This window comes from Streptomyces alfalfae, assembly GCF_004127445.1.
GTDB classification, from domain to species: domain Bacteria; phylum Actinomycetota; class Actinomycetes; order Streptomycetales; family Streptomycetaceae; genus Streptomyces; species Streptomyces alfalfae.
In genome coordinates this window covers 92394-106800 of the sequence record NZ_QEXM01000040.1, presented here as the reverse complement: position 1 = coordinate 106800, position 14407 = coordinate 92394, and the positions used below count along the sequence as shown (strand labels likewise).

Here is a 14407-nt window from a genome sequence, read left to right as displayed (position 1 = left end):
TCGCAGGGGCCGGAGGGGCACCGCCGTGGGCCCCGGAAGGGGCGCCACGGGTGCCGGAGAAGCGTCAGATGCGGCGGCGGGCCTTGCGGGCGCGTCGCACCACCGCGGCCGCGCCGAGCAGCGCGACCGTCGCGCCCGCGGCGCCGGCCGCCGTCGCATCCTTCCGGCCGAGCCGCCGTCCCACCACGGTCCGCCGCCCCGCGACCTCCTCCAGCAGCTCCGCGAGCACCTCCTCGTTGGTCCACTGGGGACGCCACCCCGCGTCGTGCAGCCGGCTGACGCTCACCACCCAGGGGTACATCGTGTAGGCGAGGTCACCGGCCGGCGACGGGGTGAGGCCGATGCGGTGCAGCCGGGCGGCGGCGCCGAGGGCCACCGTGGAGGGCAGCTCCATGCGCCGGATCCCGCTCAGCTCCTCGACCTCCTCCTGTTCGAGCCAGCCGTCGCAGCCGACGGCGAGTTCCCCGTCCACCCGTTCGAGGACGGCGTACTCCAGGGCGCTGCACAGGTCCTCGACGTGGCAGAACTGCCAGGCGGGCCGGGAACCGGCCACGACCAGGAGGCGCGGCGACTCGAAATACCGGGTCAGGGCCGTGTCGGTGCCGCCCACCAGGGTCGCGGGCCGGACGACGGTGACGTTGAGGCCGGGGTGGGCGCGGGGGGCCCGGCGGGCGAGCCGCTCGACCTCCAGGAGGTCGCCGACGCCGGTGGCCTCGGCGGTCGCGCGCAGTTCGGCGTCCTCGGAGAGGGGCAGTTCATTGTCGGGCAGGGCTCCGTAGACCATCGCCGAGGTGCACAGGACGACGCGGTGGACACCCGCGGCGGCGGCAGCGGTCAGGACGGTCTGGGTGCCGCGTACGTTGTACGCGGTTCGGGCCGCGCCGTCCGTCTCCAGGTCCAGATCGAGGGCCAGGTGCACCACGACGTCGGCGCCGCGCAGCTTGTCGGCGATCGCGGGGTCCCGGACGTCCAGGATGTGCCACTGGGCCTGCGGGCAGTCGCCGCGGCGCTCGTCGATGGCGATGACCTGCTTGATCTCTTCCGAAGCGGCAAGGCGCTCGGTCAGCAGGGCGCCCACGCCGGAGGCGGCGCCGGTGACGGCGACGACCGGCCCGCGCAGGGGCGAGGAAGGGGCTGACGGGTTTCGCGCTGCGCGAACCTGTGGATCTGGGGAACTCACCGGGCGTCTCCAGCGGTTGTCTTCAGTACGTACCCGAATGACGCGTACGTACCAGGTGGCATCCATCCTGCCGCAGGCCATCAGTCGGCGAAGCACCGAGGCCCGAACCCGTCATGGTGTCTACGCTGGGTGGTGTTGTAGGGCAGCCGCCGCCGGACGATACCGGCGGCCTGACGAGCCGAGGAATCCCGTGAGTGACACCCCATTCGGATTCGGCCTTCCGCCGGAGGAGCCGGAAGACGGCGACGAGGGCAAGAAGAAGGAATCCCCCGGAGAGGGCCGGCGTGGGGGACCGGGCGCCGGTGGTCCGGCGAACCCGTTCGGTTTCGGGGGGTTCCCCGGGGCCGGCGGCCCGGGCGGCGGTGACAACCCGTTCGCCGCGATGTTCGGTTCGATGAACCCGAACGACCTGGGCGCCGCCTTCCAGCAGCTCGGCCAGATGCTCTCGTACGAGGGCGGCCCGGTGAACTGGGACATGGCCAAGGACATCGCCCGGCAGACCGTGGCCCAGGGCACGGCCGACGGCGTCAAGGACGCCAGTGTGGGTCCCGCCGAGCGCTCCGCCGTCGCGGAGGCCGTGCGCCTCGCCGACCTGTGGCTGGACGACGCGACGTCGCTGCCCTCGGGGTCCGGCACGGCCGTGGCCTGGAGCCGCGCCGAGTGGGTCGAGGCGACCCTGCCGGTGTGGAAGGAGCTCGTCGACCCGGTGGCCGAGCGGGTGGGCCTCGCCATGGGCGATGTGCTCCCCGAGGAGATGCAGGCCATGGCGGGCCCGCTGATCGGCATGATGCGCTCCATGGGCGGCGCCATGTTCGGCCAGCAGATCGGCCAGGCCGTGGGCGTGCTCGCGGGCGAGGTCGTCGGCTCCACCGACATCGGCCTGCCGCTCGGCCCGGCGGGCAAGGCCGCGCTCCTACCGGTGAACATCCAGACGTTCGGCAAGGACCTGGGCGTCGACAAGGACGAGGTGCGGCTGTATCTGGCGCTGCGCGAGGCCGCCCACCAGCGGCTCTTCGCCCACGTGCCGTGGCTGCGCTCGCACCTCTTCGGCGCCGTCGAGGGCTATGCCCGCGGGATCAAGGTCGACACCGCCAAGCTGGAGGACGTCGTCGGCCAGCTCGACCCGCAGAATCCGGAGCAGCTGCAGGAAGCGCTCCAGCAGGGCATGTTCCAGCCGGAGGACACCCCGGCCCAGAAGGCCGCCCTGGCCCGTCTGGAGACGGCTCTGGCGCTCGTGGAGGGCTGGGTGGACGCCGTGGTGCACGCCGCCGCCAAGCCCCGTCTGACGTCGGCCGACGCGCTCCGGGAGACGCTGCGCCGCCGCCGGGCGACGGGCGGCCCGGCCGAGCAGACGTTCGCCACGCTGATCGGGCTCGAACTGCGTCCGCGCCGGCTGCGCGACGCCTCGCGCCTGTGGGCCTCGCTCACGGACGCGCGCGGCGTCGACGGCCGCGACGGCCTCTGGGAGCACCCGGACATGCTGCCGACGGCGTCCGACCTGGACGACCCGGACGGCTTCGTCCACCGCGAGCACATGGACTTCTCCGAGCTGGACAAGATGCTCGGCGAGGCGGCGGGCGGCGGCTCCGCCGCGAAGCCGGACCTCACGAAGCCGGACGCCGAGCCGGACCTCACGAAGGACGAGGGCGACGACCAGTCCCCGGAGGACGACGGCAAGTGAGCCTGTACGACGACGCGGTCCTCGTCCTCAAGGAGTACGAGAACCAGCCCGAGCTGCGCCAGGCCTATCTGGACCACCTGTCCGCGCACGGCGACGACGGCATGTGGAAGGCCTGCATGGCGGGGCATGTGACGGCGAGCGCCCTGGTCGTGGACCCCTCCCGCGGCCGGGTGCTGCTGACCCTGCACAAGAAGCTGCGGATGTGGCTGCAGATGGGCGGCCACTGCGAGCCGGGCGACACGACGCTGGCCGGCGCCGCCCTGCGCGAGGCCACGGAGGAGTCCGGCGTGACCGGCCTGACGCTCCTCGGGGGCGGCCCCGTCCGCCTGGACAGGCACCCGATCCCGGGCCCGTGCACCCAGCACCTGGACGTGCAGTACGCCGCGCTGGCCCCCGAGGACGCCGTCGAGACGATCAGCGACGAGTCGCTGGACCTGCGCTGGTTCTCGTACGAGGACGTGGCGGGCGTGGCGGACGAGTCGGTCGTCCGCCTGGTGGAGGCGACGAGGGCACGCCTGTAGGGACCGGCCCTGAAGGGGCGCGGGGATCTGCGCGACCAGCCGTATACGGCCCGCGGATCCCCACGCCCCCTCAGTGCCGGGTTCGCTCCCGCCGCTAACTCCAGACGTTGCCCTGGTTCTGCCCCCGGGCCCCCTGCTGGCCCACGCCGAACTGCGCCCCGGCGCCCCGCCCGACGACCGCGTTCTGGGGCGGCAGCATCTCGCTCGGCTGCACGAGCGCGTAGCCCTGCCCCATGAAGCTCAGCTCCCAGCCCTCGCCGGTGTTGCCGCGGCGTCGCCAGACGCCCGAGGAGTGGGTCTGGGCCTGCATCTGCACGCGCAGACCGTTGGACCAGGCGACGATCGCGTCCGCGTCGGCGTTGACGTACCGGTCGGGCGTGACCTGGAGCATCAGCGGCTGGCCCGAGGTCATCAGGGCGACCTTGCCGCGGCCGGAGATGTTGAGCTGGTACTTGCCGGAGCCGGAGATGCCGTACTGGCTGTCCACGGCGATGACCTGGTGGGTCAGCGACGAGTCCATCGCGAGGACATAGCTGCTGTCCACGGTCAGGCCGTCCTGGTCCACGTCCACCACATGGATGTACTGGGCGAGGTTGGCGAAGTAGACGGTGCCCTGGCCGTGGCACCGCATCAGGTCAAGGCCCTCGCCCGTGTGCGCGCGTGCCCGCTGGTTGCCCCGGCTCTGGTACTCGGCGTCGAACTCGATCAGACCCTGGTAGGCGACCATGGACCCCTTGCGGGCCAGGACGTCGTCGTGCCCGTCCAGGGCCACCCGCAGGAGCTGCGGGTTCTGGACGTTGTAGCGCTCGTGCGTCTGCTGCTCGGCGTGCGCGAAAAGTGGGCTCTGCATGATGTGTCGCTCCCCCTCAGCCCCGTGCTCGGAGACGATCGGTGCTGTCCTCGCTGGGCTGTACGACGACGATGCCCTCCCCGGAGAAGCCCATCTGGTAGGCCTCGCCGCTGCCGCGCCCGATGAGGGAGCCGGCCTTGAAGCTGCGCTTGCCCTTCACCTTCAGGTTCGGGGACCAGGCGATCAGGGCGTCCGGGTCGACGTACGTCTCGTCCTCGCCGCGACCGCAGTCGACGACGATGGGGGTTCCCCGCGAGGTCAGCGCGACCCAGCCCTGGCCGGAGATCTTGATGTTCCACAGGCCCTGCCCGGCGAACTTGGCCATGCCCTTGACCCGCTCCACGCCCCATTGGAGGGAGGCGTCGAAGGCGAGCAGGTTGGTGCCGTTCACCGAGAGGGAGTCACCCGCAAGGTTGATGACGACGACGTCCGCTCCGTAGTCCGCGAGATAGAGCAGGCCGTCGCCGGAGCACTTCATCAGGGGCGCGCCCTCGCCGGTCATCCACTCGCGTGCGACCTGACGGACGGCGGGCGGATTCGGCTCGTACTGCACGAAGCCCTCGTAGGCGACCATCGAGCCCACGCGCGCGTAGAGGTCGTTTCCGGTCTGCATGGCCACCTTCACCATGTGGTGGCCGTGGTTCTCCATACGGGTGGCGACGGGTGCGGGAGCGAAGCCCGCGAGTTGCTGGTTCATGACGGGCTCCCTCAGACCTCGTACGGCTGGACGACGATGAAGTTGCCGGGCGCGCCACGGAACTGGAGGTTGACGCTCTCCCCCGTGGAGCCGGCGTAGGCGTTGCTGCGCATCCGCACCTGGCTGGAGACGATCGCCTGGGCGGCGGCGGACCAGGCGACGACGGCGTGGCAGTCGGCGAACGTCGTCGGCGTGACGGGCAGCACGACAGGCACCCCGTGCGTCTTCACGATGACCGTGCCGGTGCCCTGGAACTGCATGACGAACAGCGCGCCGCCGGGAATGCCGTGCCCCTCGATCCTGCGCACCTCGTGCTGGAGGGTCTCGTCGAAGGCGAGGACGTTCTCCGCCGAGACGCAGATCGCGTCGCCCTGCAGTTCGATCGGGTGCAGGTGGGTGCCCTCCTCGGCCAGGAAGACCTGGCCGCGGCCCGAGCAGCGCATCAGCTGCATCTCCTGGCCGGTGGCGTTGCCCACGACGCGGCCCGCGAAGCCGGCGCCCTTGTAGCTGAACTCGACCTTGCCCTGGTAGAGCACCATGCTGCCCTGGCGGGCGAGGATCGGCTGCTCGCTGACCCCGAGGTCGACGCGGATCAGCTTCTCGTTCTGCTGGGTCCAGCGCTGGCCGGTGGGCGCCTCGCGGTACTTCTGGAGCGCGGCGGCGACACCTGCGCCCTGCGGAGCTGCGCTCTGCGGTGCGCCCTGGGGGACGCCCTGGGGAGCGCCCTGGCCGGGGAACTGGCCGCCCTGCGGCTGGCCGTATCCGGCAGGCATGGGGACGCCCTGCGGCTGGCCGTACCCCGGCGGCATCGGGGCCTGCGGCTGCTGGCCGTAGCCCGGGGGCGGGGGCGCGGTCTGGCCGGGGGCCTGCTGCTGGCCGGGCATCTGGCCGAACGGCGGCTGCTGCTGAGCGCCGGGCTGACCGTACGGCGAGGGCGCCTGCGGGGGAGGCGGCACGGCAGCCCCGGGAGGCTGGTTCATCGGGGCCACGACCGTCTGCGCGGCATGCATCGGGTCGGCGGGAGTGGCGGGCGGCGGCGTGGCGCCCTGCGGCGGCGCGAAGTGCTGCGCGGGGGCGGGAGCCGGAGCCGGGGCGGGGGCGGCGGGCTGAGCCGGGGCGGGAGCCGGGGCCACGGGGGCGCCGAACGCCGGCGGGGCGGCGGCCTGCGCGGGCGGCGCGAAGGAGGGCGCGGCCGCGCTCTGCGGCGGCGCGGGCGCGGGCTCCTCCTCGGCGACCTCTCCGCCGAAGTTCTTCAGGAGGGCTTCGAGCCCGCCGTCGAAGCCCTGGCCGATCGCGGCGAACCGCCAGACGTCCTTGAGGTAGAAGTCGCCCAGCATGACGGCGCGCTCCGTGGAGAACTCCGCGCCGCTGAAGGCGTAGCGGGCGACCTCTTCGCCGCCCGCGACGATGCGGATGTACCCCGACGCGACCTGCGACATCTGTCCGGCGCCGTCGATCGTCGCCGTGAAGGAGAGCCGCTGGATCTGCTGTGGGACGCGGTCGAGCGTGACGCGGAAGGACTCGGTGTCGCCGGCCTGCGCGCCGAGGAGCTGGATCGACTCCTCCGGCGACTTCGGCTGGTTGAAGAAGATGAAGTAACGGTCGTCCGAGAGCCGCTCACTCGCGTCCAGGCCGAAGCAGCTGATGTCGAAGGACAGTCCGGGGGCGGAGATCTGCACGCCTACGTACAGATCGGTACCCGCTGTCAGGTCACTGATCTTGGCCTTGTGGCCGCGTTGGAATTCCCTGGCCATACGTAACGACCGTCCCCCATCCCGATGTGATTGCGTCGCGTCAGGCTAACCGCAAAGTCGGACAGGCGACCAAGCCGGTACAGACCCGCTACACAACCGCCCCGGACCGCGGGCGCTCGCTCCTCGGACCGCGGTCGTTCACTCCTCGCGGGCGGCGGGGAGATGGGGCAGCCGGCCGGCCGCGACCACCCCTTCGAGGTATCCCCGGGCTCTCTCGGTGCGCGGATAGGCCTCGAGAAGGCGCCAGAAACGGGGCCCGTGACCCGGGACGAGAAGATGGGCGAGCTCGTGGACGAGGACGTAGTCCACGACGTACTCGGGCATACCCTGCAAGCGGTGCGAAAGGCGGATACTGCCCTCCGACGGGGTGCAGGAACCCCACCGGGTGTTCTGGTTCGTGACCCAGCGGACGGAGGCGGGCCTGGCCCGGCCGCCGAAGTACTGCTCGGAGAGCTGCCCGGCGCGCTCGGAGAGCTCCGCGTCGCCGAGGAGCCGCTTGCTCTCCTGCGCCGCGAGCTTGTCGAGCATCACACCGACCCAGCGCTGCTCCTCGGCCTCCGACATGCGGGCCGGCATGAGGACGACGGTGCGGTCGCCCTCCCGGTAGGCGGAGACCGTTCTGCGCCGGCGGGCGCTGCGTCTGATCTCGACCGCGCTGGCTTTCGCACCGGACTGTGGCGGACTGGTCGTGCTGCGCTGTGGAGGTCCTGCGCGGCGCGCCGAGGTCTCCCCAGCGACGCGAGGGAACGGGTCTGCGGGCACGCCCCGACGTTACCCGCTGGGCATGGGGGAAGTCCCGCCTCCGGGGCACTTCGGCGCTGTTCCGCTCCCCGTCCGTCGGACTCGTACGACCGGCGGGTTTGACGCGTGCGGCTGACTAGTACGACGAATACCCCCTGCCTGTGGACAACGCGACGCACGGATGCGGCGGGGCGGGCACTCTGGCATTCGATCGGCGCCGCGGACGGGGCGGTGCCGGACGGACGACGGGGGACGACCATGCATCCGACGCTGAAGCCGGCGCTGCGGCGCGGCTGGCGGGACCTGAGCACCGTGCAGTTCGGCGTGGCGCCCGCGCACGCCTTGGTGCTCGGCCCGATGGACACGGCCACGAGCAGTTTCCTGACCCTCCTGGACGGCACCCGGGGTCTGCCGCTCCTGCACGAGGAGGCGCGGCGGATGGGTCTGCCCGACGGACACGTGGACCGTCTGGTGGGTGAGCTGTCGCGGGCCGGGCTCCTCGACGACTCGACGGGTGGCGGCCCGGCCGCCGACGGCCTGCGCGGGCGGAGCGGGGTCATGGACCGGCTGCGGGCCGACCTGGCCTCGCTGTCGCTCTCCTCGTCGGAGCCGGGCGAGGCGATCGGGAAGCTCGCGGCGCGCCGGGCCATGCGCGTGCGGGTCCAGGGCGCGGGGCGGGTGGGGGCGCTGGTCGCCGCGATCCTCGCCGGTGCGGGTGTGGGTCGGGTCGATGTGCTGGACGGCGGGCACGTGGAGCCGTGGGACGTCGCACCGGGCGGGCTGCCCGCCGAGTCGATCGGGGAGCGCAGGGACGCCGCGGCGCGGCGTCTCGTCCGGGGCTCGGCGCCGGACCGGCCGCCGCGCGCCGCTCCGCCGAAGCGCTCCGCGGCCACGGACCGACCGGGCGGGACGGGCCCGGACGCCGAGGGCGAGGCGGGGCTCTCCCTCGTGATCATCGCCCCGCGGGACGGCCTCCATGCCTACGCTCCGGACGCCGGTGCCGCGGAGGAGCTCCTGGCCGCCGGCACCCCTCATCTCTACGCGGGTGTGATCGAGGGCACGGGTGTGGTCGGGCCGCTGGTCCTGCCGGGAGCGACCGCGTGTGCCGGATGTCTCTTCCGGCGGCGTTCGGACCACGACCCCACCTGGCCGCGCATGCTGGCGCAGTGGCGCTCGGGGCGCGCCCGGCATGTGCCCGCGTGCGATCTGGCGCTGTCGACCTCGGTCGCGGGCCTGGTCGCGGGGCATGCCCTCGCGTTTCTCGACGGAGCGCCATCGGCGTGTACGGACGCCCGGTGGGAGGCGTCCGTGCCCAATTTCGCTTGGCACGCGCGCCCTGTCCGGGCTCATCCCGCGTGTCCCTGTGGGGCGGCTGCGCACATTAAGGGGGATCGGCTGACCACTGACACGGACCCGCACGCAACAATGGCCGGGTAACCGCCTGAGAGGGCGTGGCTGTCTGGGACTTGGAGGGGCGAATGTCTGATCTTCCCCGGAAGGCGGTCACCCGAACCGCCAAACTGGCCGCGCTGCCACTCGGCTTCGCGGGACGCGCGACCTGGGGGCTCGGCAAGCGGATCGGCGGCAAGTCGGCGGAGATCGTCGGGCGTGAGCTGCAGCAGCGCACGGCGGAGCAGCTCTTCAAGGTCCTCGGGGAGCTGAAGGGCGGCGCCATGAAGTTCGGGCAGGCGCTCTCCGTCTTCGAGTCCGCGCTGCCCGAGGAGGTGGCGGGGCCCTACCGCGCGACACTGACGAAGTTGCAGGAGGCGGCGCCTCCGATGCCGACGCGCACGGTGCACGCCGTGCTCGCGGAGCGGCTCGGCGAGGACTGGCGCGACCTGTTCCTGGAGTTCGAGGACAAGCCCGCCGCCGCCGCGTCCATCGGCCAGGTGCACCGGGCTGTCTGGGAGGACGGGCGCGAGGTCGCGGTCAAGGTGCAGTACCCGGGAGCGGGCGAGGCCCTGCTCTCCGACCTCAACCAGATCAGCCGCTTCGCCCGTCTGCTCGGCCCGCTGATTCCGGGCATGGACATCAAGCCCCTCATCACCGAGCTGCGTGACCGCGTGTCGGAGGAGCTGGACTACGGGCTGGAGGCACGGGCTCAGCAGGCCCACGCCGAGGAGTTCGTGGACGACCCGGACGTCGTGGTGCCCCAGGTGGTGTATCAGGGTGATCAGGTTCTGGTCACCGAGTGGATGGACGGGACGCCGCTGTCGGAGGTGATCGCGGACGGCTCGCAGGAGCAGCGCGACCGGGCGGGCCAGCTGCTGGCCCGTTTCCTCTTCTCGGGCCCGGCGCGCACGGGGCTGCTGCACGCCGATCCGCACCCGGGGAACTTCCGGCTGGTGCCCGACGGTGAGGACGGCTGGCGGCTCGGCGTCCTGGACTTCGGCACGGTGGACCGGCTCCCCGGCGGCCTGCCGGTGATCATCGGTGAGGCCATGCGGATGACGCTGGAGGGCGAGGCCGACGCGGTCTACGAGATGCTGTGCGCGGAGGGCTTCGTCAAGGAGTCCGTGGAGCTCGAACCGGACGCGGTGCTGGACTATCTGCTGCCGATCATCGAGCCCATGCTGGTGGACGAGTTCACGTTCACCCGGGGCTGGATGCGCAGCCAGGCGGCCCGGGTGGCCGATCCCCGCTCCCCCGCCCACCAGTTGGGCAAGCAGCTGAACCTGCCCCCGGCGTATCTGCTGATACACCGCGTGACGTTGAGCACCATCGGGGTGCTGTGCCAGCTGGGGGCGACGGTCCGGATGCGGGACGAGCTGGAGGAGTGGCTGCCCGGCTTCGTGGCGGAGACGGACCCGGCCGACGCGGGCGACGCGGACGACGCGGACAGCGAGGTCTCGGCCGAGGACGAGAACGAGAACGAGGACAAGAACCAGGACAAGACCGTGGCGGCGGTCGAGGCGTGACCGGCTCCGCGGCGATGACCGGATGGCCGGAGGCCGCGGTGACCGGATGGCCGGAGGCCGCGGTGGCTACCAGAGGTCGGAGTCGAGGCGTCCCTCGATGGCTCTGAGGTTGTCGCGGGCGCAGCTCTCGCAGAAGTAGCGGCGGACGCCGTTCTCGACCGAGTACGTCCAGGCCAGCGGCGTGCCTTCGGCGGTCGTGCCGCAGCGGGAGCACACCGGGTCCACCGCGTCCGCGGCCGGGGGTTTCTGCTGGTCCACCCGGTGACCCTATCTCCGCGTCCGGCCGGGCGCGGGGCACAACGTACCGCGGGGGCCGGTCCGTTCGGACCGGCCCCCGTTCACGTCTCTCGTTGCGCCTGGGCTCTTACTGCATGACCGCCATGGCGAGCGCGCGCCGGGCACGCAGCGAAGCGCGCTCCGCGCGGCGCTGCATGCGGCGGGCCGCCAGGAGGCGCTCGGCCGGGCGCTGAGCCTCGGCCTCCCGCAGTCGTTCGTGCATATGCGCACGAGCCATGGCTTCTGGGATGAGTTGCATCTCACGGGTCCTGTTCTGGCGCGAGGTGTGCGCGCCGGTGGTGGTGAAGTCCGGGGAAGCGGAGCCGGCGGGCTCGCTGGTGGCTGCCTTCATCGGGGCCTGCTTCTGGGGGTCGTGCGTCATGGGGCGGTCGATTGTTCCGGTGATGCTCATGCGACGACCGGGTTCTTGCGCGGGCGGCCACGGGGCCGCTTGCGGGCAACGACGACGCCCTGGACGAACAGCTCGCCGCCCCAGACGCCCCACGGCTCACGCCGCTCCTTGGCGCCGGCGAGGCAGGCCTCCATCAGCGGGCAGGTGCGGCAGAGCGACTTGGCGTACTCGACGTCGGCCGGGGACTCGGCGAAGAAGACCTCGGGGTCGTACGCACGGCAGGGGACGGGTACGCCGAGGTTCTCGATGGCGTCGTCGAGCGCGGTGAGCGCGGTCAGGGGGGTCAAGGTCGAATCCTCCGTGGAAGTGGGCGGGGCGATCGCTTGTGAAGGCGGTACGGACGGGGCGTGCGCTTCGAGTTGCACGGTGTGGTTTTCCTCGTCTGGTCGTGCCGGCCTGGGTCGGCCGGTTGGCGGCTGGTACCGGGTCTTGCTGGTGGCCCCTTCGGCTTGTCTCCCTGTTTCGGGGAAAACAAAAGGGCCGCGGATCCCGGGTGGGGTTCCGCGGCCCTGAAGGCGCCGGTCTGATCGAGATCAGACTGGATCGCTCCAGGGTTCGAGCCCACGGAAGGCCCACATCAGGTGGTGGTGCGTCTTCTGCTTCCGGAATCCGGCACCGGCTGCCGCAAAGGCATAGGCCTGGGCCTGCGCCTCCGCTACTGCTGCTTCCGGTGCCTTGGTCGGTCGCTCATTGCCCTCATTGGCCTCACGGATGGAGAGACCGGAGAGAGGCAGGGCGGCGGGCAGCGGACGCACGGCGGCGATGCCGCCGGACAGACCGGTGCCCTGGTTCGAGAAGCCGAGCAGGCAGGAAGCGACGACCGAGCGATCGGTCATTTTGACGGTGCTGACGAAGCTCTCGTTGATGCTGATCACTGGAATTCGCCTCCTCTCGGCGTCTAAGGGATCGATCGGAATCGATCCTGCGGAACAAGTACAGCACGGGGCCAGGGCTTCGGAGAAGCCGCCGTTCCCGTGCCTAAGAACCTATGGGTCTTCCTTGCGCATGCGCAAACTATTTTCTCGACGAGTTTGAATCACTCGCCGTCGGCGCCCCTTACACCGTCCTGACCTGCACAGATGGCGAGGACATCGGCGCCGAAGCGGTGGAACTTGCGCACGCCGACACCGGGGATGCGCGCCAGCTCGCCCTCGTCCTCGGGCACGGCCTCGGCGATGGCGATCAAGGTCTTGTCCGTGAAGACGCAGTACGCGGGCTGCCCGAGCCGCCCCGCCTGGACACTGCGCCACTCCCGCAACCGCTCATACAGCCCTTCGTCCATGTCGGACGGGCAGTCCTCGCACCGCAGCAGCTTCAGCTCGCCCGCGTCGGTGAGCGTCCGCCCGCAGACACGGCAGCGGGCGGGCGTGCGGCTCCTGGGCCGGTGGCGGCCGGATACCGCCCCCGGCGCCTCGGCTCCGCTGCCGCGCTCCACGCCGCCGGGGCCGCCGCCCGCCGCTCGCGCCGCCGCTCCCCCGCCGGAGCCCGGCCGCAGGCCGTCCAGGAAACGGCTGGGGCGGCGGTTGGGCCGGCCGCCCGGCGAACGGGAGAGCGCCCAGGAGAGCCCGAGGTGGACGCGGGCACGGGTGACGCCCACATAGAGGAGCCGGCGCTCCTCCTCGATCTGCTCGTCGGTCTTGGCGTAGGTGATCGGCATCATGCCTTCGGCGAGGCCGACGAGGAACACGGCGTCCCACTCCAGGCCCTTGGCCGCGTGCAACGAGGCCAAGGTGACGCCTTCGACCGTCGGGGCGTGCTGGGCGTTCGCCCGCTCGTCCAGTTCGGCCACGAGGTCGGCGAGGGTCGCCTCCGGCTTGGCCCGCGCGAAGTCCTCGGCGAGGCGGACCAGCGCGGCCAGCGACTCCCAGCGGTCACGGACCGCGCCGGAGCCCGCGGGCGGCTGCGAGGTCCAGCCCTTCGTGGAGAGCACGGCCCGCACCTGCGAGGGCAGGTCGACCACGTCGTCCAGGAGTGCGTCGTTCCCCCCGAAGCGGGCGGCGCCGCGCAGGGCCGCGCCCGCCTCGCGGACCTCGGTGCGCTCGAAGAACCGCTCGGCGCCGCGCAGCTGGTAGGGCACGTTCGCGTCGGCGAGGGCCTGTTCGTAGATCTCGGACTGGGAGTTCGTGCGGAAGAGGACCGCGATCTCGCCGGCGGGGACGCCGTCGGCGATCAGGGCCCGGATGCGGCGGGCGGCGCCCTCGGCCTCGGCCGGTTCGTCCGCGTACTCCGTATAGACGGGCTCCGCGCCGGGGTCGCGCTGGGAGATCAGTTCCAGCCGGTGGTCGGCGGCGCGGCCGCGGGCCTGCGAGAGCAGGCCGTTGGCGAGGTGGACGACCTGGGGCGTGGAGCGGTAGTCCCTGACCAGTTTGACGACGGTCGCCCCCGGATGGCGGGTGCGGAAGTTCAGCAGGTGGTCGGGGGTGGCTCCGGTGAAGGAGTAGATCGTCTGGCTGGCGTCGCCGACGACGCAGAGGCTGTCGCGGTCGCCGAGCCAGAGCTCCAGGAGGCGCTGCTGGAGCGGGCTCACGTCCTGGTACTCGTCGACCACGAAGTGCTGGTACTGGGCGCGGACCTGCTCGGCGATGTCGTGCCGGTCCTGGAGGATGCCGACGGCGAGCAGGAGCACGTCCTCGAAGTCGATGACGGCCCGGTCGCGCTTCAGGTCCTCATAGGCCGCGTAGAGCTGGGCGGTCTCGGCGGGGTCGCGCGGGACGTCGCGGCCGGACTTGGCCGCGGCCGCCGCGTAGTCCGCGGGGACGGTCTGGGTGACCTTGCACCACTCGATCTCGCTGGTCAGATCACGCAGCTCGTTGCGGTCGAGGCGGATGCGGCAGGCCGCCGCCGCGTCGGCCACGAGTTTGATCTTGCGGTCGACGATCCGGGGCAGCGACCCACCGACCGCTTTCGGCCAGAAGAACTGGAGCTGACGCAGGGCCGCGGAGTGGAAGGTCCTGGCCTGGACGCCGGAGGCGCCGAGCTGGCGGAGGCGGCCTCGCATCTCGCCCGCGGCGCGGTTGGTGAACGTGACGGCGAGGACGCTGGCGGGCTGGAGGACGCCGGCACGCACGCCGTAGGCGATGCGGTGGGTGATCGCCCGCGTCTTGCCCGTACCGGCGCCGGCGAGGACGCACACCGGTCCGTGCAGGGCGGTGGCCACCTCGCGCTGCTCGGGGTCGAGCCCGTCGAGCACCGCGTCGGCAGAGTCCGGGACCTGCGGGAAGAGGGTGGAGTGCGTTGCTGCTGTCACCCCTTCATGCTGCCAGGTCGCCGGGGGCGGACGAGCCGGTTGTCCACAGGGGGGTGGCTGCGGTCGTACTAATGCGGGAATGGTGGCGGGGTCGCGTACGTTCGATCCATTGCGAAGACGCATCCCGAGC

The 14407-nt window shown here is 72.0% G+C and carries 14 protein-coding genes; 4 read left to right on the top strand and 10 right to left on the bottom strand.

The window, feature by feature from the left end:
• Positions 1-64: 64 nt before the first annotated feature.
• On the bottom strand, positions 65-1180 hold the full coding sequence (locus DCW30_RS18865; RefSeq protein ID WP_076684647.1) for an SDR family oxidoreductase: 1116 nt from the start codon (positions 1178-1180) through the stop codon (positions 65-67).
• Positions 1181-1370: 190 nt separating this feature from the next.
• Here DCW30_RS18865 and DCW30_RS18860 point away from each other — a divergent pair, with 190 nt between their 5' ends.
• Both DCW30_RS18860 and DCW30_RS18855 read left to right on the top strand, forming a co-directional pair.
• The gene (locus DCW30_RS18860) at positions 1371-2861 is read left to right on the top strand and encodes a zinc-dependent metalloprotease (protein WP_076684649.1); all 1491 of its coding nucleotides are present in this window, start codon (positions 1371-1373) and stop codon (positions 2859-2861) included.
• Entirely contained in the window at positions 2858-3382 is a 525-nt protein-coding gene (locus DCW30_RS18855) for an NUDIX hydrolase (RefSeq protein ID WP_076684651.1), read from the top strand. The genes DCW30_RS18860 and DCW30_RS18855 overlap by 4 nt, the downstream gene beginning before the upstream one ends.
• 94 nt (positions 3383-3476) lie before the next feature.
• Here the strand turns inward: DCW30_RS18855 and DCW30_RS18850 are convergent, their stop codons facing one another.
• The 4 genes from DCW30_RS18850 to DCW30_RS18835 form a co-directional block, all read right to left on the bottom strand.
• Complete coding sequence (locus DCW30_RS18850) at positions 3477-4232, bottom strand: AIM24 family protein (RefSeq protein WP_062782354.1); 756 nt, start codon at positions 4230-4232, stop codon at positions 3477-3479.
• Between the two features lie 16 nt (positions 4233-4248).
• Positions 4249-4929 carry an AIM24 family protein gene (locus tag DCW30_RS18845; protein WP_076684653.1) on the bottom strand — a complete coding sequence of 227 codons (681 nt, stop codon included), beginning with the start codon at positions 4927-4929 and terminating at the stop codon, positions 4249-4251.
• An 11-nt stretch (positions 4930-4940) separates the two neighbouring features.
• The gene (locus DCW30_RS18840; RefSeq protein WP_076684655.1) at positions 4941-6683 is read right to left on the bottom strand and encodes a TerD family protein; all 1743 of its coding nucleotides are present in this window, start codon (positions 6681-6683) and stop codon (positions 4941-4943) included.
• 138 nt (positions 6684-6821) lie between these two features.
• A complete protein-coding gene (locus DCW30_RS18835; RefSeq protein ID WP_076684657.1) occupies positions 6822-7445 on the bottom strand; it encodes a M48 metallopeptidase family protein in 624 nt (207 codons plus the stop codon).
• A 237-nt stretch (positions 7446-7682) separates the two neighbouring features.
• On the opposite strand from DCW30_RS18835, the gene DCW30_RS18830 reads away from it, so the two are divergent.
• Positions 7683-8861: a TOMM precursor leader peptide-binding protein gene (locus DCW30_RS18830; RefSeq protein ID WP_076684659.1), complete on the top strand. Its 1179-nt coding sequence runs from the start codon at positions 7683-7685 to the stop codon at positions 8859-8861.
• Positions 8862-8902: 41 nt separating this feature from the next.
• Complete coding sequence (locus tag DCW30_RS18825; protein ID WP_076684661.1) at positions 8903-10342, top strand: ABC1 kinase family protein; 1440 nt, start codon at positions 8903-8905, stop codon at positions 10340-10342.
• A 66-nt stretch (positions 10343-10408) separates the two neighbouring features.
• Here DCW30_RS18825 and DCW30_RS18820 read toward each other — a convergent pair whose 3' ends face one another.
• The 5 genes from DCW30_RS18820 to DCW30_RS18800 form a co-directional block, all read right to left on the bottom strand.
• Positions 10409-10600, bottom strand: a complete 192-nt coding sequence (locus DCW30_RS18820) for a hypothetical protein (protein ID WP_076684663.1) — start codon at positions 10598-10600, stop codon at positions 10409-10411.
• A 106-nt stretch (positions 10601-10706) separates the two neighbouring features.
• Positions 10707-11030, bottom strand: a complete 324-nt coding sequence (locus tag DCW30_RS18815; RefSeq protein ID WP_062782376.1) for a hypothetical protein — start codon at positions 11028-11030, stop codon at positions 10707-10709.
• The gene (locus DCW30_RS18810) at positions 11027-11395 is read right to left on the bottom strand and encodes a WhiB family transcriptional regulator (RefSeq protein WP_062782379.1); all 369 of its coding nucleotides are present in this window, start codon (positions 11393-11395) and stop codon (positions 11027-11029) included. The genes DCW30_RS18815 and DCW30_RS18810 overlap by 4 nt, the downstream gene beginning before the upstream one ends.
• Positions 11396-11563: 168 nt before the next feature.
• Positions 11564-11905, bottom strand: a complete 342-nt coding sequence (locus tag DCW30_RS18805; protein ID WP_076684664.1) for a hypothetical protein — start codon at positions 11903-11905, stop codon at positions 11564-11566.
• Between the two features lie 161 nt (positions 11906-12066).
• Positions 12067-14400, bottom strand: coding sequence for an ATP-dependent DNA helicase UvrD2 (locus tag DCW30_RS18800; protein ID WP_076684667.1), 2334 nt, complete (start codon positions 14398-14400; stop codon positions 12067-12069).
• Positions 14401-14407 lie beyond the last annotated feature (7 nt).

What these genes read in the sequence shown, in the direction of transcription:
- DCW30_RS18845 (WP_076684653.1), bottom strand. Translation starts at nt 4,929, where the DNA reads ATGAACCAGCAACTCGCGGGCTTCGCTCCCGCACCCGTCGCCACCCGT.
- DCW30_RS18825 (WP_076684661.1), top strand. Translation starts at nt 8,903, where the DNA reads ATGTCTGATCTTCCCCGGAAGGCGGTCACCCGAACCGCCAAACTGGCC.
- DCW30_RS18840 (WP_076684655.1), bottom strand. Translation starts at nt 6,683, where the DNA reads ATGGCCAGGGAATTCCAACGCGGCCACAAGGCCAAGATCAGTGACCTG.
- DCW30_RS18850 (WP_062782354.1), bottom strand. Translation starts at nt 4,232, where the DNA reads ATGCAGAGCCCACTTTTCGCGCACGCCGAGCAGCAGACGCACGAGCGC.
- DCW30_RS18815 (WP_062782376.1), bottom strand. Translation starts at nt 11,030, where the DNA reads ATGAGCATCACCGGAACAATCGACCGCCCCATGACGCACGACCCCCAG.
- DCW30_RS18830 (WP_076684659.1), top strand. Translation starts at nt 7,683, where the DNA reads ATGCATCCGACGCTGAAGCCGGCGCTGCGGCGCGGCTGGCGGGACCTG.
- DCW30_RS18800 (WP_076684667.1), bottom strand. Translation starts at nt 14,400, where the DNA reads ATGCGTCTTCGCAATGGATCGAACGTACGCGACCCCGCCACCATTCCC.